The 17,634-nt window shown below is 72.5% G+C and carries 15 protein-coding genes, 1 tRNA gene, 1 pseudogene and 1 riboswitch; of the genes and pseudogenes, 8 read left to right on the forward strand and 9 right to left on the reverse strand.

Features of this window, described 5'->3' with window-relative positions; all coding sequences use genetic code 11:
* Positions 1-1,050, reverse strand: a 1,050-nt coding sequence (locus tag ABT245_RS41465) for a peptidoglycan-binding protein (protein ID WP_351744983.1), incomplete at its 3' end; no start/stop codon positions are given.
* Between the two features lie 192 nt (positions 1,051-1,242).
* Between ABT245_RS41465 and ABT245_RS41470 the strand changes: the two are divergent.
* Together ABT245_RS41470 and ABT245_RS41475 are read left to right on the forward strand one after the other, a co-directional pair.
* Positions 1,243-1,521: pseudogene (locus tag ABT245_RS41470) on the forward strand (reverse transcriptase domain-containing protein); the annotation flags it as partial.
* Between the two features lie 9 nt (positions 1,522-1,530).
* The gene (locus ABT245_RS41475) at positions 1,531-2,190 is read left to right on the forward strand and encodes a group II intron maturase-specific domain-containing protein (protein ID WP_351744986.1); all 660 of its coding nucleotides are present in this window, start codon (positions 1,531-1,533) and stop codon (positions 2,188-2,190) included.
* Between the two features lie 58 nt (positions 2,191-2,248).
* On the opposite strand, the gene ABT245_RS41480 is transcribed toward ABT245_RS41475, so the two are convergent.
* Positions 2,249-2,440: a hypothetical protein gene (locus ABT245_RS41480; RefSeq protein ID WP_351744989.1), complete on the reverse strand. Its 192-nt coding sequence runs from the start codon at positions 2,438-2,440 to the stop codon at positions 2,249-2,251.
* Positions 2,441-2,514: 74 nt separating this feature from the next.
* Complete coding sequence (locus ABT245_RS41485; protein ID WP_351744992.1) at positions 2,515-3,201, reverse strand: TetR/AcrR family transcriptional regulator; 687 nt, start codon at positions 3,199-3,201, stop codon at positions 2,515-2,517.
* 169 nt (positions 3,202-3,370) lie between these two features.
* On the opposite strand from ABT245_RS41485, the gene ABT245_RS41490 reads away from it, so the two are divergent.
* Both ABT245_RS41490 and ABT245_RS41495 read left to right on the forward strand, forming a co-directional pair.
* Positions 3,371-4,033, forward strand: coding sequence for an NADPH-dependent FMN reductase (locus ABT245_RS41490; protein WP_351744995.1), 663 nt, complete (start codon positions 3,371-3,373; stop codon positions 4,031-4,033).
* Positions 4,034-4,046: 13 nt separating this feature from the next.
* The gene (locus tag ABT245_RS41495; protein WP_351744997.1) at positions 4,047-5,495 is read left to right on the forward strand and encodes a DHA2 family efflux MFS transporter permease subunit; all 1,449 of its coding nucleotides are present in this window, start codon (positions 4,047-4,049) and stop codon (positions 5,493-5,495) included.
* A 133-nt stretch (positions 5,496-5,628) separates the two neighbouring features.
* On the opposite strand, the gene ABT245_RS41500 is transcribed toward ABT245_RS41495, so the two are convergent.
* A complete protein-coding gene (locus ABT245_RS41500; protein ID WP_351745000.1) occupies positions 5,629-6,264 on the reverse strand; it encodes a GTP cyclohydrolase II in 636 nt (211 codons plus the stop codon).
* 130 nt (positions 6,265-6,394) lie between these two features.
* Positions 6,395-6,910, reverse strand: a complete 516-nt coding sequence (locus tag ABT245_RS41505) for a MarR family winged helix-turn-helix transcriptional regulator (RefSeq protein WP_351745003.1) — start codon at positions 6,908-6,910, stop codon at positions 6,395-6,397.
* A gap of 436 nt (positions 6,911-7,346) precedes the next feature.
* On the opposite strand from ABT245_RS41505, the gene ABT245_RS41510 reads away from it, so the two are divergent.
* The 4 genes from ABT245_RS41510 to ABT245_RS41525 all read left to right on the forward strand — a co-directional run bounded on the left by ABT245_RS41510 (position 7,347) and on the right by ABT245_RS41525 (position 11,297).
* Positions 7,347-8,477: a dihydrofolate reductase family protein gene (locus tag ABT245_RS41510; protein ID WP_351745006.1), complete on the forward strand. Its 1,131-nt coding sequence runs from the start codon at positions 7,347-7,349 to the stop codon at positions 8,475-8,477.
* 121 nt (positions 8,478-8,598) lie between these two features.
* Positions 8,599-8,672: transfer RNA gene (locus tag ABT245_RS41515), tRNA-Met, on the forward strand.
* Between the two features lie 319 nt (positions 8,673-8,991).
* Positions 8,992-9,149: riboswitch (cyclic di-AMP (ydaO/yuaA leader) on the forward strand.
* A 9-nt stretch (positions 9,150-9,158) separates the two neighbouring features.
* The gene (locus ABT245_RS41520) at positions 9,159-10,205 is read left to right on the forward strand and encodes a M23 family metallopeptidase (protein ID WP_351745008.1); all 1,047 of its coding nucleotides are present in this window, start codon (positions 9,159-9,161) and stop codon (positions 10,203-10,205) included.
* A 147-nt stretch (positions 10,206-10,352) separates the two neighbouring features.
* Complete coding sequence (locus ABT245_RS41525) at positions 10,353-11,297, forward strand: aldo/keto reductase (protein WP_351745011.1); 945 nt, start codon at positions 10,353-10,355, stop codon at positions 11,295-11,297.
* Between the two features lie 263 nt (positions 11,298-11,560).
* Here the strand turns inward: ABT245_RS41525 and ABT245_RS41530 are convergent, their stop codons facing one another.
* From ABT245_RS41530 to ABT245_RS41545, 4 genes are all read right to left on the reverse strand, one after another.
* Positions 11,561-12,880, reverse strand: a complete 1,320-nt coding sequence (locus tag ABT245_RS41530; protein WP_351745013.1) for a PrsW family intramembrane metalloprotease — start codon at positions 12,878-12,880, stop codon at positions 11,561-11,563.
* A 51-nt stretch (positions 12,881-12,931) separates the two neighbouring features.
* The gene (gene trmB, locus ABT245_RS41535; protein WP_351745016.1) at positions 12,932-13,798 is read right to left on the reverse strand and encodes a tRNA (guanosine(46)-N7)-methyltransferase TrmB; all 867 of its coding nucleotides are present in this window, start codon (positions 13,796-13,798) and stop codon (positions 12,932-12,934) included.
* A gap of 805 nt (positions 13,799-14,603) precedes the next feature.
* Positions 14,604-15,824, reverse strand: coding sequence for an L-2-hydroxyglutarate dehydrogenase (gene lhgD / locus ABT245_RS41540; protein ID WP_351745040.1), 1,221 nt, complete (start codon positions 15,822-15,824; stop codon positions 14,604-14,606).
* A 163-nt stretch (positions 15,825-15,987) separates the two neighbouring features.
* A complete protein-coding gene (locus ABT245_RS41545) occupies positions 15,988-17,412 on the reverse strand; it encodes an NsdA family TPR-like regulatory protein (protein WP_351745019.1) in 1,425 nt (474 codons plus the stop codon).
* Positions 17,413-17,634: the final 222 nt, after the last annotated feature.

Consider the following 17,634-nt stretch of genomic DNA (forward strand, 5'->3'; position numbering starts at 1 on the left):
GGTGCCGGTGCCTGATCCCTTGCCTGGGGTCGGGGCGGTGCCGGTGCCTGATCCCTTGCCTGGGGTCGGGGCGGTGCCGGTGCCTGATCCCTTGCCTGGGGTCGGGGCGGTGCCGGTGCCTGATCCCTTGCCCGGGGCCGGAGCCGAACCGGAGCCTGATCCCTTGCCCGGAGCCGGAGCCGGAGCCTTGCCCGGAGCCCCGCCGCTGCCTGTCGGCTGCTTGCCGACCAGCGCGCGCCAGGTTTGCGGGCCCACCTCGCCGTCGACCGTCAACCCACGGGCCCGCTGGAAGTTCTTCACGGCCGCCTCGGTGTCGGGGCCGAATTCGCCGTCGACCTCGAGCTTGCTCCCCAGGACGGCGTTGAGCAGTTTCTGGAGGGTCTTGACACTGGCGCCCATGCTGCCGAGCTTCAACTCCGGCCGGGACGCGTTCGGGCCCTTCGACGGGGTGGTCGGAGTGGTCCCGGAGTCTCTGATGTTCACCGCGCGGTACGGCTTGTACTCACTGCCGCGGTTCAGCCCGTACTTGAGTACACGGTGGTCGGTCCCGTGATGGCCGCGCTGCTCGTACGCCCAGTACGCGGTGTGCGTTTCGTCCGTCCAGCGATCGAACATCACCACGTGGCGCGTGTTGTTGTTGCCTTGGGCGTCGATCAGAAGATCGCCGGCCCGCAGTTCGTCGACGGTGATCCGCCTGGTGAGGCTCCGATCGCTCGCCAACCCCACGGTGTTGGGAGAACCTTTCAGCCCGAGGGCCATGGAGACGAAGCCGGAGCAGTCCTGGCGGTAGCCGTCGCGCCAGTTCCTGGCCTGGCTGTAGGGCACCTGGGAACCGTTGTTGGCGGTGAGCCAGCTGGCCGCGCGCAGCAGGGCCTTGGCGCGGGTGATGGGCGCCGCCTGCCTGCTCCCCTCGGCGCTGACCTTGGTGGCTGTGACGGCTGTGGCCGGGGCGGCGCCGAGGGCCGTGATACCCGTCAGGGCGATGCCACCGGCGACCGCCGAGGCCAGGACTAAGCGTGCTCTGCGGCTCGTTCGTGAGCGCAGCGACATGTGATGTCTCCTGCAATTGTGTGGAGGGGATCTGTGGCGGGGCAGCCTGTGAGCGCGTTCAGCAAAGGCAGATATCCCTCGCGAGGCTCCTGGCTCCCGCCACAATTAGCTAGCGCGTAATCCGATTGGGGGTGGGGGGTTGGGCGCTAGTTCGGCGAAACATACTCGGGGTGGTGTGTACGCGTCAACCGCGGTCAGGAGTGGGTGTTCGAGGCCGATATCCGGGACTGTTCCGGGACAATCGGGCACGACGCACTCGTCGTTCAGCCGACGAGGCGCGCGGTGGACCGGTCGATGCTGAAGCTGATCCGGGCCTGGCTGCGGATGGGAGTCCTGGAGGGCGGGGTGACCTCCCCGGCCGGGGCCAGAACCCCGCAGGGCTCACCGGTCTCCCCGCTGCCGGCGAATATCGCTCTGCACGTCCTCGATGAGGCATGGCAGGACGAGGGCCGCCGGCTGGGGTGCTGGTGAGGTACCGCGATGACTTCATGGTCCTGTCGCCGACCAGCCAACGGGCCGAGCAGGCCCAGCAGTTGGCGGCGAGATTGCTGGGAGGGCTCGGGATGTGACTGCCCCTCGAAAAGTCCGGCATCACCTGCCTCACCCGAGGTGGGCAGGGCTTCGAGTTCCTCGGCTTCCACCACCGGAAAGTGGAGTCGTGGAAACGGTGGGGCAGGTTCTACCTGTACCGGTGACCCTCGCAACGGGCGTTGCAGGTACTGCGGGACAAGGCCCGCGCGGCTACCTCGCGCCCTCGGACCGAGCGGCCGGCGCGCTGCCGTGGTGGCCGAACTCAACCCCGTGCTCCCGGGATGGACCGGGTATTTCCGTAAGGGAAACTCTGCGCGGAGTACGTCGCGATGGACCGGTACGTCCATGAACGGCTGGCGATCTGCACCAGCAGGAAATGGCCTCGCAGGCCGGAATTGGGCCGCCCGCTACAACTGCGGGTGGATCAGTCGGCTCGGGGCCTTCCGCCTGACCGGTAAATGGCAGGGGGAACTCATCGGATTCCGATCAGGTGGCGCGACACCACGGCGGACTGACGGGATGCCTATCGCGGTGAGGGGCACCCAGGCCGCTGCACCCATGTCGACCATTGACGGGAATACGGCGCACGAGTGGGCGCGGAAAAGGTAACGGATGCCGACCCGGAGGCGGGGTCCGTCTCTGTGCTGTCCCGGCCTGGTCACGTCGATCAGGAAAGGCCCCTCGGCGCCGGGCTGCGTCCATACGTCGCGGATGCCGGCCGCCTCAGCCAGTAGGCGCGGGCCGCGTCGGTGAGGCAGCCGTCCGCGTCCTCGGGTTCCGTCTCCGCGAGGGCGTAGCCTCCCTCGTGCCGCAGGCACAGGACGCGATTGCGCTCGTCGACGACCGCAGCTCCCGTCATCACGAGGGGACACCGCTGGCCGTGGGTGCAGGCTCGGCGCTAACTCCCCGCGTGCGCCGGCGTGAGCGGTGCCGTCAACTTGCCGCGTACGCTCGCAGGAACGCGTTCACGCCGCCCCTGATCAGCCGGTCCGTCTGCTGGGGGGGCAGGGGGCGTACGCCGTAGTGGGAGAGCTGGACGACGGCGTGTGAGATCAGGGCCATGAAGTGCGCGCCCGCCAGCTCCGCGTCTCCGTGTACGTCGATCAGTCCCGCCTCGGCGAGTGCGGTCATCGCGTCGGCCAGGGCGCGGCCGACCGGTACCGGGCCCGCCTCCTGCCAGGCCGCCAGGACCTCGGGGGGCACATGGTCGGCCTCGGCGTGGATGTGGCGGACCAGGGCGAAGTGGTTGGGGTACTCGGTCATCAGGTCGACGAAGCCGCGGGCCAGGGCCACCAGGTCGGGTTCCAGGTCCGCCGGGCGTGGCGGGCGCTCCGGGTTCAACAGGGGTTCGAGGCAGCGGAGTTGGGCGTCCCGTACCTCGGTGGAGGTCCAGGTGACGACCGTGCGGAACAGCGCCGCCTTGCCGCCGGGGAAGTGGTTGTAGAGCGTCCGCGTGGAGACCCCGGCGGCCGCCGCGAGCGCGTCGATGGAGGCGCGGGTGTAGCCCTCGCGTCCGAAGACCGTGCAGGACGCGCTCGCGATGGCGACCTGCTTCGCCAGCCGCCGCGGCGGGACCTCGCGCCGCGCCTGTGCCATCCGGGCCTCGTTGCTGCTGCCCACGCGCGCCTCCTCGGGGTGGATGTGCGGTACGGCGGACGGCGCGCGCCCACCGAAGTACAACGAGCGTTGTAGTTTTACAACGCTCGTTGTACCTTACCGGAACGAGGTCCGTATCGGGCCACCGGTCGGCCACGCAGGTCACCGGCCGGCCATGAAAAGGGGGACACCCATGCCCACGTCCGCAACCGAAGCCGCGCCCGCCGCCGCCCTGCAGCCCGCCGCCGCCCTGCAGCCCGCCGCCGACGACCCGCCGCTCCGCCTCGCCGTGCTCGTCGGCAGCGTCCGCGAGGGACGTCAGGGCCGGGCCGTCGCCGACTGGTTCACCGGCGTTGCCGCCGCGGACGCCGGGTTCGAACTCGACGTCGTCGACCTCGCCGACGTACGCCTGCCGCTGGTCATGCCCGGCTGGGGCGGTACGCCGAGCGAGGAGGCCGTCGCCGCCCTGGCGGACGTCTCACCGCGCCTGGCCGGCGCCGACGCCTTCGTCGTCGTCACCCCCGAGTACAACCACAGCTTCCCGGCCGCGCTGAAGAACTTCATCGACTGGCACCACGCGCAGTGGCAGGCCAAGCCGGTCGGCTTCGTGTCGTACGGCGGTCTCGGCGGCGGTCTGCGCGCGGTCGAGCAACTGCGGTTGGTCTTCGCCGAGTTGCACGCCGTGACGATGCGCGACTCGGTCAGCCTGCACGGGCCGTGGTCGGGCCTCGGCGAGGACGGCGCGCCGCGCGACGCGGCCGTGTGCGCGGGCGCCGCCAAGGGCATGCTCGGTCAACTCGCCTGGTGGGGGCGGGCGTTGCGGACGGCCCGCGCGGACCGGCCGTACGCGGGCTGAGGGCGGGCCCGGCATGACCGCCGCGAAGGCCGGTGCCGCGCCCGCCAGGGCGGCAGGCGCCGACGCGTTCGACGCCACCGGGCTGCACCGCATCCTCGCCGTCGTGATCACCGGGTCCGTGATGTCGGTGCTCGACATGACCATCGTCAACGTGGCGATGCGCAGCCTCTCGGAGTCGTTCGGCGCCCCACTGGAGACGATCCAGCGGACGGCCACCGCGTACACCCTGGCACTTGCCGCGGTCATCCCGACCGCCGCCTGGGCCATGGACCGCATCGGCGCCCGGCGCACCTACCTGACCGCCCTCGTGCTGTTCACGTTCGGCTCGCTGCTCGCGGCCTGCGCCTGGAACGCGGGCAGCCTGATCGCCTTCCGCGCGGTGCAGGGGCTGGGGGGCGGGCTGCTGATGCCGGTCGGCATGGCGATGGTGATGCGGGTCGCGGACCGCGGCCGGCTGGGGCGGGCGATGGCCCTGCTCGGGCTGCCGGTGCTGGTCGGTCCTGTGGCCGGTCCGGTGCTCGGCGGCCGGCTGATCGACATCGCGTCCTGGCACTGGATCTTCCTCATCAACCTGCCCGTCGGCGCGCTCGCCCTGGCGCTCGCCGCCAAGCTGCTGCCGGCCGACGCGTCCCGCCGGGCGATGGCGCCCGCCCTGGACGTGCCCGGGCTGCTGATGCTCGCCCCGGGCCTGGCCCTGCTGCTGTTCGGGCTCGCGCGCGGCGGTGAGCGCGGCGAGTTCGGCGCGCCCGGTACGCTCGTCCCCGCCCTCGCCGGCGTGCTGCTGATCGCCGTCTTCGTGCGCCGGGCGCTGACCGCCCGGGGGCCGCTGCTGGACCTGCGGCTGCTGCGCGACCGTACCTTCGCCGCGGGCATCGTCACCCTCGCCCTGTTCACCTGCGGCTACTTCGGCTCCATGCTGCTCGGGCCGCTGTACTGGCAGCAGCAGCGGGGCGCCACCGCGACGGCCGCCGGACTGCTGGGCGCGCCGGTCGGGCTCGCGGTCGGTACGACGATGCAGGTGGCGTCCCGGCTCGTCGACCGGGTATCTCCCCGGGGCCTGATCGGTGCGGGGGCGGCGGTGGGCGCGCTCGGCATGGCGCTGGCGGCACTCCAGGTCGGCGAGGACGGCGTGGCGCCCTGGCGGGTGGTCGGCGCGGCCACGGTGATGGGCGTCGGCGTCGGCATGGTGCTGATGCCGACGATGACCACGGCGACCCGCGACCTGCCGAAGGACCGAGTGGCCTCGGCGAGCACGGCGCTGAGCATCAACGCGCAGCTGTGGGCGTCCGTGGGGACGGCGCTGCTCACGGTGGTGCTGGGGGCCACCGGCCCGGAACCGGGCCCGGCGGGATTCCGCGTCGCGTACGCCGTCGCGGCGGGCCTGCTCGCCCTGGCCCTGCTGCCCGCGTCACTGCTCCCGGCCCGCCGCCCCGGCCGTGACGCCGTGACTGCGGGGCGGTGATGGCCGGGCGGTGACTGCGGGGCCGGGTCGGCCGTTACGGCGGTGATCGCGGGGCTGGGTCTGCCGTTAGGGCGGTGACCGAGGGGGCTGGGGCGGCGGGGCAGGTTCGCGAAGTCGGGGCGGCGGCGCCGGGTCAGCCGACGTTTCGCTCCGTCAGCTCGCCCAGCGGCAGCGTGTGCTGGGTCTGCAGCACCTTCGCCCGCAGATAGCGGACGTTGTGGGCGGTGCGGAACACACCGGTCGGCACCCGCTCGCGGACGCCGACGCCCAGCGTCCGCAACTGTTCCGCCTTGTCGGGGTTGTTGGACAGCAGGTCCAGCTCCTCGATGCCGAGGGCGCGCAGCATCTGGGCGGCGGGAGTGTAGTCCCGGGCGTCCTCGGGCAGGCCGAGCGCGGCGTTGGCCTCGTAGGTGTCCAGGCCCTCGTCCTGTAGGGCGTACGCGTCGAGCTTGTTGTAGAGGCCGATGCCGCGGCCCTCCTGACGGAGGTAGAGCAGGACACCGCCGCGGTCGGCGATGCGCTCGACCGCCTCGCGCAGCTGGGGGCCGCAGTCGCAGCGGGCCGAGCCGAAGACGTCGCCGGTCAGGCACTCCGAGTGCAGCCGGACCAGCGGGACGGGGCCGGGGTCGCCGAGGACGATGGCGAGGTGCTCCCGGCCGTCCGCGAGGCCGTGGAAGGTGACGAGGTCGGCGTCGACGGCGTATCCGTCGTGGAAGCGCAGCGGTACCCGGACGCGGGCGCGCGGTGTGGCGACGGGGGTGTCGGGCATGCGGGTCTCCGGGTCCGAAGGGCTGCACCTGCTTCAGTTTTGAAGCAGAAACTACGGCTGGGAGCCTACTCCATGCTTTAATTTTGAAGCAACGGGAAATCGGACTTGCGCCGGCGGCCGGGCAGCGCGCTCAGGAACAGGAGGGCGTCGACCGGCGCCGCCACGGCAGGTCCTCGGGCGTGGGGCGCGCCCCGTTTCCTTGCAGTGCCCGCGCGATCGTCGTGCAGATCTCCTCCAGCTGCGCCACCTGCTCCTCGCTGAGGTGGTCGAAGACGGCGGCGCGCACCGTCTCGACGTGCCCGGGTGCCGTGCGCTCCAGGGCCGCCGTCCCCGCCTCCGTCAGCGCGGCGATGCTGCCGCGCCGGTCCGACGGGCACCCCTCGCGCCGGATCAGGCCGTCCTTCTCCAGCCGGGTCACCGCGTACGTCAGCCGGCTGCGGGTGATCTTCGAACGCTCGGCCAGGTCGGTCATCCGCAGCCGGTGCTCCGGTGCCTCGGAGAGGTTGGCCAGGATGGAGTAGTACAGGTGCGGCATGCCGGCGTCCTGCTGGAGCTGCCGGTCGATCGCGTCTTCCAGCAGCAGGGAGGCCGCGACGTACGCGCGCCAGGCGCGCTGCTCCTCGGGGGTGAGCCAGCGGGTCGTCATGCCGCCAGTGTAAGTTTGCTTCAAACTTGAACCAAGCCCACCCGACCCGGAGCCTCAGTAACCGGCCCCGCCCGACTAAGCCCGTCCAACCCATGTCCGCCTCAAACCGGCCCCCCGAGCCGGAGCCGCCGCAGCCGGCCCTCCGACCCGGAGCCTCAGCAACGGGCCCCGCCCGACCCCAGCCCGTCCCATCTATGTCCGCCTCAAGACGGCCCCGCCTGACCCGGAGCCTCCCCGACCGGCCCCGCCCGACTAAGCCCGTCCAACCCATGTCCGCCTCAAACCGGCCCCGTCCGAGCCGGAGCCGCCGCAACGGGCTCCCCGACCCGGAGTCGCCGCAACCAGCCCCGCCGAACCAAGCCCGTCCCATCCATGCCCGCCGTAAAAGCGGCCCCGCCTGGCCCCCGTCCGTTCGTCTCCACGATGGAGTACGCCGATGCCCTTCCCGTACGTCCTGCTGTCCGCCGCCGTCTCCCTCGACGGCTGTCTGGACGACACCGGCCCCGAGCGGCTGCTTCTGTCCGGCCCGGCCGACTTCGACCGGGTCGACGCGGTGCGGGCGTCCGTCGACGCGATCCTGATCGGCGCGGGCACCATCCGCGCCGACAACCCGCGGCTGCTGGTCAACGCGCCCGAGCGGCGCACGGCCCGGCTCGCCGCCGGCCGGCCGGAGTACCCGCTCAAGGTCGCCGTCAGCGGCTCGGGCGACCTGGACCCGGACGCGTGGTTCTGGCACACCGGCGGCGAGAAGGTCCTCTACGCGACGGACGAGGGCGCCGAGCGGGCGCGGCGGGCCGGTATCGCCGCCGATGTCGTCCCGCTGGGCCCCCGCCTCGACTGGCCGGCCCTCCTGTCCCACCTGTACACGGCGCGTGGGGTGCGGCGCCTGATGGTCGAGGGCGGCGGGAGCGTCCACACGCAACTGCTCCGGCAGGGTCTCGCCGACGAACTCCAGCTCGTCGTCGCCCCGTTGCTCGTCGGGGACCCGGGGGCGCCCCGGCTGTTCGGGCCGGGGGAGTACCAGCGCGGGCGGCTGCGGCTGCTGGAGACCCGGCGGATCGAGGACGTGGTTTTGATGCGGTACGAGCCGACCGCCCCAGGGAGCGGTCCGGCGGCCGTCGCCGCGGACCGGCACTGGCTGCGGATCGCCTGCGAACTGGCGGCGCGGTGCCCGCCCTCGCGCACGGCGTTCAGCGTGGGCGCGGTCGTGGTGGCCGCGGACGGGACGGAGCTGGCACGCGGATTCTCCCGGGAGGCGGGCGACCCGGTGGTCCACGCGGAGGAGGCCGCACTCGCCAAGACCGACCCGGCGGATCCACGGCTGGCCGGGGCCACGGTCTACAGCAGCCTTGAGCCGTGCGCCCGGCGGGCCTCGCGGCCCGCGCCCTGCGCTCGGCTGATCCTGGACGCGGGGGTGCGCCGGGTGGTCACGGCCTGGCGGGAGCCGGACACGTTCGTCGCGGCGGCCGACGGAAGCGGGCTGCTGACGGCCGCGGGCGTCGACGTCGTCGTCCTGCCCGAGTACGAGACCGCGGCCAGGGAGCCGAACCGCCATCTGCTCGACTGAGGGCCGCGCCCGCCCGGCCCGGGGAAAGAGGCCGCCGACCGCCGGGCGGCCCCCGGGAAGGGCCCGGAGGTTATCCGTGTGCTCGCCCTCCTGTTCATGGCGTACACTGGTGGAACACCGACGCGGGGTGGAGCAGCTCGGTAGCTCGCTGGGCTCATAACCCAGAGGTCGCAGGTTCAAATCCTGTCCCCGCTACGAAGGCTCAGGGCCGGAATCCAGTACATGGATTCCGGCCCTGAGTGTTTTCCGCCCACGGTGACGCGGCTCGCTCACGGTCACGAGCGGTGATCGGACGACTGCCCTCCGCATAACAACTGAAACACCGTCAAGTCCCGTGGGTTGCCCGAGTTTCCGAGCGCGCGTGGTCAACTTGCCCGATTTTCGCAGGTCCTGAGTGGTAAGTCCATGCCGGAAAGCGTTAATGATCAAGCTGAACGGCTTGGAATCTGCCCGCCGGGTCTATTAACGTTCGATAACGCAGCGCGGTTGTCCCAGTCGTCACAAGAGGCGGCTCCGTGCTCACGCGCCGAATCCCGCAAGGGAACCGGGGAACCACCACCTTGGGGTGAATCACGCGGACACCGCCGTGGAGACACGGCCGGTATACGCGCGTAGGAGACCTTCCTGCTCCGAACCCGTCAGCTAACCCGGTAGGCGGAGGAAGGAAAGGAGTACGCCCGAGTGGCGTCCAACCGGCCCGCCCCAGAAGCCCCGTTCGCGCCGAGCCAGTACGGCACCGAGACCTTCGGCTATGGCAACTACCGCACCGACGAGGGCCCTTGGGAGGAGTGGAACCCCACCGAGGACTCCATCCGCCCGCTCCGCGGCCGGCATCGCGTCGCCAGACAGCGCGGCGGCGGACTCGCCCGCAGCTCCACGGTCCTCGGCGTCGGCGTCATAGCCGCCGTCGGCGCGGGCGGCATGGCCAGCGCCAACACCGGCAAGCCGCCGGTGTCCATCTCCATGCCCGACCTGCCCTCCGTCGGTTCCCTGCTCGGCGACGGCGACGGCGCGGGCACCGAGGCCACCAAGGGCTCCGCGACCGCCCTGAGCAGCGTCGGCGTGACCGAGGCCGACAGCGCCGAGGGCACCACCGACGCCGGCGAGGCGCTGCGCAACCGCATCATGGCCCAGGCCGAGCAGCAGCAGGGCCAGGCCGAGACCAAGGCCGTCGCCGCGGCCGTGTCCGCCGCCGACCAGGAGGCCGCCGACGCGGCGGCCAAGGCGGAGAAGGAGGCCGCGGCCCGGGCCGCCGCCGCCAAGGAGAAGGCGGAGGCCGCCGCCAAGAAGAAGGCCGAGGAGGCGCGGCTGGCCGCGCTGGCCAGGCAGTACAGCCTGCCGACCTCCTCGTACACGATTACCAGCACCTTCGGCCAGGCCGGCTCCATGTGGTCCTCCGGCTACCACACCGGCCTCGACTTCGCCGCCCCCACGGGCACGCTGATCAAGGCCGTGCACACCGGCACGATCACCGAGGCGGGCTGGGCCGGCTCCTACGGCTACCGCACGATCCTCACCCTGGACGACGGCACCGAGCTGTGGTTCTGCCACCAGTCGTCGATCAGCGTCAGCGTCGGGCAGAAGGTCAACACCGGGGACGTCATCGGCCGCGTGGGCGCCACGGGCAATGTCACCGGACCCCACCTCCACCTGGAGGTGCACCCCGGCGGCCAGTCCAGCGGCATCGACCCGATGGCCTGGCTGCGCAGCAAGGGCCTCACCCCCTGACCCACCCGGCATCTCCCCGCACACCCCCCGTTCCCCGGCGGTCCTGGCGCCCATCCCCCCGACGTCAGGGCTGCCGGTCCGGTGTTTACACGGTCTTTGCGCACGATGATGGAATCGCGGGTTCCGGTGGGCGCGTTGAACGCGAGTATGACTTCCCTTCACAAACTCGGTTCCTCCGATCTTGAGGTCTTCCCGCTCGCCCTCGGCGGCAACGTCTTCGGCTGGAGCGCCGACGAGCCGACGTCCTTCGCCGTCCTCGACGCCTACACGGCCGCCGGCGGCAACCTCATCGACACCGCCGACTCCTACTCCGCGTGGGTCGAGGGCAACAAGGGCGGCGAGTCCGAGACGATCATCGGCAGGTGGGTCAAGGCGCGCGGCAACCGTTCGGACGTGCTGATCGCCACCAAGGTCAGCCAGCACCCCGACCACCCGGGACTGTCCGCCGCCAACATCAAGGCCGCGGCGGACGCCTCGCTGCGCCGGCTCGACACCGACCACATCGACCTCTACTACACGCACTTCGACAAGCCGGACGTGCCGGTCGAGGAGATCATCGGCGCGCTCGACGAGCTGGTGCGGGTCGGCAAGGTGCGGTACATCGCCGCGTCCAACATCAGCGCGGAGCGGCTCCAGGCGTCCCTGGACTTCTCCGACCGCGAGGGCCTCGCCCGGTACGTGGCGCTCCAGCCGCACTACAACCTGGTCTCGCGCGACACCTACGAGGGCCCGCTCCAGGACGTCGCCGCCCGCGCCGGACTCGCCGCCCTCCCGTACTACTCCCTGGCGGCCGGCTTCCTCACGGGCAAGTACCGCCCCGGTACGACCGTCGACAGCGTGCGGGCCAAGGGCGCGGCCAAGCACCTGCAGAGCGAGCGCGGCCAGAAGGTCCTCACGGCCCTGGACGAGATCGCCGCCGCCCACGGTGTCGCCGTGCCCAGCGTGGCGCTGGCGTGGCTCGCGGCCCAGCCGACGGTGGTCGCCCCGATCGCCTCGGCCCGGACCGTGGACCAGCTCCCGGCCCTGCTCGCCGCGGCCGACCTCACCCTGACGGAAGAGGAAACCGACCGCCTCACCCGGGCTTCGTCCTGACCTGGCGAATGCGGTCCGCCTGAGGGGAGGTTGTCGATCGGCTGGGGGAGCGTCGTGAGTTCTCGCGCAGTTCCCCGCGCCCCATGGCTGTGCGTCCCGGGGCGCTCGGGGTTCATGGCGTGCGCCCCCGGTCGTTCCTCAGGGCCCTTCCGCCTCTCGCCGGGGCCGCCGCCCCTCGTGTGTCCCTACGGTCCCCGCCGTCGCGCGGCGGGGACTCTCGCCGAGGCCGGGGCAAAGTCGGCGGCTCAGCGTGGCGTCCAGGGCTATGACCGGTAAGGGTTGTACGTCGGGTACGGCGCCGTCGGATGGGCATGGGGCAGCCGCGAGTAGCCGTACGGCGTCGGGGCGCCGGGACCCGGCCACGCCGACGCGTTCGACCGTGCCGCGTACTCCAGGGCCGGCCGGGCCACCTCCCGCCGCTGCCACAGCTCGGCCAGCAACTCCCGCTCCCGTACGACGAAGTCCGCGCCGGCCCGCCCCCGCCGGCCGCGCTGCCGCAGGAACGCCAGGGATGTCGCGTACGCCTCGTACTGGGCCACCGCCCGCGCCGCCTGCTTGCCGAGGTGGTGGCCGGCGTAGTCCCGGGCCAGCCGCCGCGCCCCCATCGAGCCCAGCGCGAACGGCTCGGCGGGTCCCAGCCAGCCCGCGAACACATACGCCGGCAGTTCCTCCCGCACGGTCCGCAGCTCGCGCTGCCGGGTCCAGATCGCCAGCCAGGTCAGCAGCCCGAACGCCGGCACCATGAACACCCCGTACACGGCGAAGAACCCGTAATCGCCGAAGGTGGACGAACCGTTCCAGAACGCGTGCATGCCCATCGCCAGCAGCAGCCCGCACAGCGGCAGCAGGACCCGCCGCGCGGGCCCGCGGTCCGCGGCGCGCGCGGCGATACCGAAGCCGATGCCGGTCAGGACGGTGAAGAGGGGGTGCGCGAACGGGGACATGATGACGCGCACGAAGAAGGTGGCGGCGGTGACGGAGGCGATGCCGCGGTCGCCGGTGAGCTGGTCCGTGCCGAAGGCCGTACCGAGGTAGAGGATGTTCTCGGTGAAGGCGAACCCGGTGGCGGTGACCCCCGCTATCACCACCCCGTCGACGATCCCGGTGAAGTCCCGCCTGCGGAAGAGGAAGACCAGCAGGACGGCCGCGGCCTTGGCGGTCTCCTCGACGACGGGCGCTATGACCGTCGCGCCGAGGGTGTCAGCGCTGGTCGGATCCGCCGTCGTCGTGGCTATCCATCGCGTGGCGAAGCTGTTGGCGACGATGGCTATCAGCGCGGCAGCGCACGCCCCCCAGGCGAACGCGAACAGCAGGTTGCGCCAGGGTCCGGGCTCGACCCGGTCGAGCCACCGGAAGGCGGCCAGGAGCAGCGGCACCGGCAGCACGGCGAGCCCCAGGCCGACCAGGAACCCCTCCGTGCCGGTCTGCTCGCGTACCAGCGCCAGGATGACCAGCCCGGAGACCGCGAGCAGGAGGATCAGCGCTGTGCAGCGCACCCATCCGCGCTGCCACCAGCGCACGGCCCGGAACGCACGGTCACCGGCGTCGGCGGGGTACGGCGGGTACGGGGAGGAGGTGGCCACGGCATCGACCCTAACGATCACCTGACGACGAATCCGGTGGGGGAACCGCTGTCATCGCCCTACTCGCTGCTGCCCCCGGTGCGGTACGCGGCGGAAGAGCAGATCGTTCACGACATGACCCTTGTCCAGTCCCTGCGCCTCGAAACGGGTCAGCGGCCGGAACCCGGGACGTGGCGCGAAACCGCCGTCCGGCCGGGTGTTCTCGAAATCCGGGTGCGCGGTCAGCACGTCGAGCATCTGCCCGGCGTACGGCTCCCAGTCCGTCGCGCAGTGCACGAGCGCACCGGGCCTGAGCCGGGAGGCGGCCAGCGTGAGGAACTCCGGCTGGATCAGGCGGCGCTTGTGGTGCCGCTTCTTGGGCCAGGGGTCGGGGAAGTAGACGCGCAGTCCGTCGAGCGAGTCGGGGCGCAGCATCTCGCGGAGCAGGATGATGGCGTCCCCGTTCGCCACCCGGATGTTGGACAGCCCCGTCCGGTCGGCGAGATTGAGCAGGTTGCCCTGTCCCGGGGTGTGCACATCGACGGCGAGGATGTTGACCTCGGGGTCCGCGGCGGCCATCTGAGCGGTGGCCTCGCCCATTCCGAACCCGATCTCCAGCACCACGGGCCGTTCGTTGCCGAACAGCTCCTCCAGGTCGACGATCCGCCCGCCGTCGATGTCCAGGCCCCACTTGGGCCACAGCCGCTGCAACGCGTCCGCCTGCCCCGTGGTCACCCGGCTGCGGCGCGGCTGGAAGCTCCGGATCCGCCGCTCGAAGTGCGATCCGGCGGGGTCGGCCTGGGGGCCGTCCGGGAACCGCGGCTCACCCTTGGCCCGGGTGTGCCGGATGGAGACGCCCGGGGCGTGCGGGCGCGGCAGCTCGCCCGGGGTGGCCGGGTGGGCGCCGGGGGTTTCGGGGGTGTTCACGGAGTCAGCCACAGTGAGTCGATTTTATGTGGTGCCGCGCCGACCGAACCGCGCCCCGATGAGCACACCGCCTCACACACCAGCCGACAGAACCATGCACCCACCCCACCACCCACCCCCAGCCACAACACCCCACCCCAGCCACAACACCCCGCCCCGGCAGCCCCCCGGCAGTCCGGTCCCGCCCCGGCAGCCCGGCCCCACCCCGGTCCTCCCGGGCCCGCCCCGGCAGCCCCGCCCGGCAGTCCGGTCCCGCCCCGGCCCTCCCGGCCCGCCTCGCCGCGCTCGGCCCGTCCAGCCGCCTTCCCGTCCGCCGCCTGGTCCGCCCCGGTCGCCCCGAGGCTTTCCCGGCCGCCCCCGCCGGTCCGTCCGGTCGTCCCGGGCCCGTCCGCCGCCTGCCTCGCCCCCCAGCCGCCGTCCGGTCGTCCGGCACCGTCCTGGCCGCGGCTCGATCCCGCCCTGCCGCGGCTCGATCCGCCCCCGGTCGCCCGATCCTCCGGTCGTCCCGGACCCGCCCTGGCCGCCCCCGGCACTGTCCTGGCCGTCTGGCACCGTCCCGGTTATCCGGCGCTTTCCCGGTCGTCCCGGGGTCGGCCTGGTCGCCCCGGGGCCGTCTCGGCCACCCCGTTCCGTCCTGGCCGTGCGGTGCCTTCCCGGTCGGCCCCGCCGCGGGGCTTTCCCGGCCCGGGGCCCTCCCGGTGGCCACGGCGGCTTTCCGGTTGTCCTCGGGGCTTCCTGGTCGGGTGTTCTGGTGGGCCAGGGGGGTTTCCGGTCGGTCGGCTGTTGTTCCGGCTGGTGGAGGGCGGCGGCTCGGTTTTCACGGTGCGTCGAGCGCGGTCAGCGCCCTGCGGGCCACCTCTCTTCCGATCGGCAGGCAGGCGGTGGCCGCGGGCGAGGGCGCGTTCAGCACATGGATCGCCCGCGGCCCCTCGCGGAGCAGGAAGTCGTCCACCAGCGTCCCGTCCCGCAGCAGTGCCTGCGCCCGCACCCCCGCGGCGGCCCGCACCAGGTCGTCCCGTGTCACGGCCGGCAGCAGTCTGCGCACCTCCGTGGCGAACGCCCGCTTCGACACCGAGCGGTGGAACTCCCCGGCCCCGTACCGCCAGTGTCTGCGGGCCATGTGCCAGGTGCCGGGCCAGGCCACCGTCCCGGCCACCTCGCGCGGCCGTACGGTCCCCCAGCCGTACCCCTCCCGGGCCAGCGCCGGGACCGCGTTGGGGCCGATGTGGACGCCGGAGTCGATCCCGCGGGTGAGATGCACCCCGAGGAACGGGAACGCCGGATTCGGCACCGGATACACCAGACCGCGCACCAGCTCGGGCCGCGCCAGCTCGTAGTACTCCCCCCGGAACGGCACGATCCGCATCCCGGGCTCGTCCCCGGTCAGCCGCGCCACCTCGTCGCAGTGCAGCCCGGCGCAGTTCACCAGCACCCGCCCCCGAACGACGCTCCCGGCGGCCGTGAGGACCGCGACCCCGCGCTCCGGGCGGCGGTCCACCCGCACGACCCGCGCCCCGTACCGGATCTCCGCCCCGGACGCCCGGGCCAGCTGCCGGGCGACCCCGACGAAGTCGCACACCCCCGTCGTCCCGACGTGTATGGCCGCGAGCCCCCGCACCTCCGGCTCGTACTCCGTGATCTGCGCGGGTCCCAGCTCCCGCACCGGGATACCGTTCTCCCGGCCGCGCTGCACCAGCGCGTGCAGCCGGGGCAGCTCGGCCCGCTCCGTGGCGACGATCAGCTTGCCGGTGACGGCGTGGGCGATGCCGTACTCCGCGCAGAACTTCACCAGCTCGGCCGCGCCCCGCACCGCGTACCGCGCCTTGAGCGAGCCGGGGCGGTAGTAGATCCCGCTGTGGATGACCCCGCTGTTGCGGCCCGTCTGGTGCCGGGCCGGTCCCGCCTCCTTCTCCAGCACCGTCACCCGGGTGCCCGGCGCGGCACGCGTGATCGCATACGCCGTCGACAGACCGACGATGCCGCCGCCGATCACCAGCACGTCGCAGTCGTACGCGCTTCCCGCCCGCACCCGCACCACCTCCCGCTTCCGATAGTGCACTGCGCCACTGACAATGACTTCAAACGCAGGTCGGACAGCAGACCTGACGGCCCCGGGCAACCGCGTGGGCACCGCTCACGGGCGGGCGGCCCGGACACCACCCCGGTCCGGACACCACCCCGGTACGGCGCTCCGGCGCTCCCTACGCGGGGGCCATCAGCAACGGCCGAGCCCTCTCCCGCAGTTCGACGACCCGTGGCTCGTCCCCGTACGGCTCCAGGCGGTGCAACAGATCCTTCACGTACTCCGTCGTCCGCGCGGACGAGATCCGCCCGGCGACCTCGACCGCCCGCACCCCCTGCTCGCACGCCGCGTCCAGATTGCCCGATTCCAGTTCGGCGACCGCGGAGACGACGAGCCTGAGGCCGTGCGAGCGCACGAACTCCTCCGTCGGCTTCGACAGCGCCTGCTCGGTGAAGCGGCGGACCTGGCGCGGTGCCTTCAGATCGCGGTAGCACTCGGCGGCATCGGCGGCGAACCGGTCGTAGGAGTAGAAGCCGAGCCAGGACGGGTCGTTGTCGCCCTCCCGGGACCGCTCCAGCCAGCCCTCGGCGGCCTTCAGGGCCGCGCCGGCGGCCTGCGCGTCACCGGCGCGCGCATGCGCGCGTGCCTCGATCAGACGGAAGAAGCTCATGGTGCGGGCGGTGGCCAGGCCCCGGTTGCGCTCCAGGGCGGCCTGGGCGAGGTCGACGCCCTCGTCGCCGAAGCCCCGGTAGGTCGCCTGGAGGGACATGGAGGCCAGCACGTATCCCCCGAGGGGGACGTCGGCCGCCGCGCGCGCGAGCCGGAGTGCCTGGATGTAGTAGCGCTGCGCGGCCTCCTGTTGCCCGGTGTCGAACGCCATCCAGCCCGCGAGCCGGGTCAGTTCGGCGGAGGCGCCGAACAGGGCGCGGCCGACCTCGTCGGAGTACGAGCCGAGCAGCAGCGGCGCCGCCTCCACCCTTAAGCACTCGGGCACCATGGACGAACGCCAGTCGCCGCCTCCGTACTTGGAGTCCCAGCGCCTGGCGTCCTCGGCGGCCTCCCGCAGTTTCTGCACATCGCTGTGGCCGACTTTGATCGGTGCCCCGGAGCCCTCGGACGGGTTCGCCTCACGCGCCACCGAGCTGTCGGCGGGGGTTATCAGCCAGCGTGAGGCGGGCGTCGCGTAGGCGCTGACCGCGAAGGACCCGGCCAGCGACTGCCAGATGCCGCCGGAGCCGGCCCGGCGCCCGGCGAGGTCGAGACGGTACAGCTCCGTCGCCGACTTCACCGCCTGGGCCACGTCTCTGGGGAAGGCGAGGCCCACTTCGGGGGCGGGATCCGCGTCCGCCAGGCCGATCTCGTGGAGCGGCACCGGACGGCCGAGCTTCTGGCCGATGGCGGCCGCGATGAGGTGCGGGGCGGCTCCTTGCGGCACCATCCCCTTCGACACCCAGCGCGCCACCGACGTCTTGTCGTAGCGAAGAGTCAACCCGCGTTGGGCGCCAAGGTCGTTGACGCGTCGCGCGAGTCCTGCGTTGCTGATTCCCGCGAGGGCGAGAACGGCGCCGAGCTTTTCGTTCGGCCCGCGTTGCTCCCTGGACATGCGCCACCCCTCGACACAGACGGCTGTCGCGCTGGCATAACCACGCGGCATTCGTAAACCCAGCGTAGTTCGCCGCATCCCAAGCGTTAAGGGGCATTGTTCCGGATGGCGGGATTGTGGTCCCGTACGGGAGTGCGGGCCCTGTACGCACCGTGCACGGCGTGCCGCGTCGTGCCCCCGCCGTGTGGCCGTGCGCCCGTCCGTGCGCTCTTCTCCGGCCAC

The organism is Streptomyces sp. NPDC001508 (assembly GCF_040298665.1).
Classification (GTDB): domain Bacteria; phylum Actinomycetota; class Actinomycetes; order Streptomycetales; family Streptomycetaceae; genus Streptomyces.

Excerpts from the sequence above, each read along its gene's own strand:
- ABT245_RS41505 (WP_351745003.1), bottom strand. The coding sequence starts at position 6,910 with ATGACGACCCGCTGGCTCACCCCCGAGGAGCAGCGCGCCTGGCGCGCG.
- ABT245_RS41510 (WP_351745006.1), top strand. The coding sequence starts at position 7,347 with ATGCCCTTCCCGTACGTCCTGCTGTCCGCCGCCGTCTCCCTCGACGGC.
- ABT245_RS41545 (WP_351745019.1), bottom strand. The coding sequence starts at position 17,412 with ATGTCCAGGGAGCAACGCGGGCCGAACGAAAAGCTCGGCGCCGTTCTC.
- ABT245_RS41490 (WP_351744995.1), top strand. The coding sequence starts at position 3,371 with ATGCCCACGTCCGCAACCGAAGCCGCGCCCGCCGCCGCCCTGCAGCCC.
- ABT245_RS41525 (WP_351745011.1), top strand. The coding sequence starts at position 10,353 with ATGACTTCCCTTCACAAACTCGGTTCCTCCGATCTTGAGGTCTTCCCG.
- ABT245_RS41475 (WP_351744986.1), top strand. The coding sequence starts at position 1,531 with ATGACTTCATGGTCCTGTCGCCGACCAGCCAACGGGCCGAGCAGGCCC.
- ABT245_RS41495 (WP_351744997.1), top strand. The coding sequence starts at position 4,047 with ATGACCGCCGCGAAGGCCGGTGCCGCGCCCGCCAGGGCGGCAGGCGCC.
- ABT245_RS41500 (WP_351745000.1), bottom strand. The coding sequence starts at position 6,264 with ATGCCCGACACCCCCGTCGCCACACCGCGCGCCCGCGTCCGGGTACCG.
- ABT245_RS41480 (WP_351744989.1), bottom strand. The coding sequence starts at position 2,440 with ATGACGGGAGCTGCGGTCGTCGACGAGCGCAATCGCGTCCTGTGCCTG.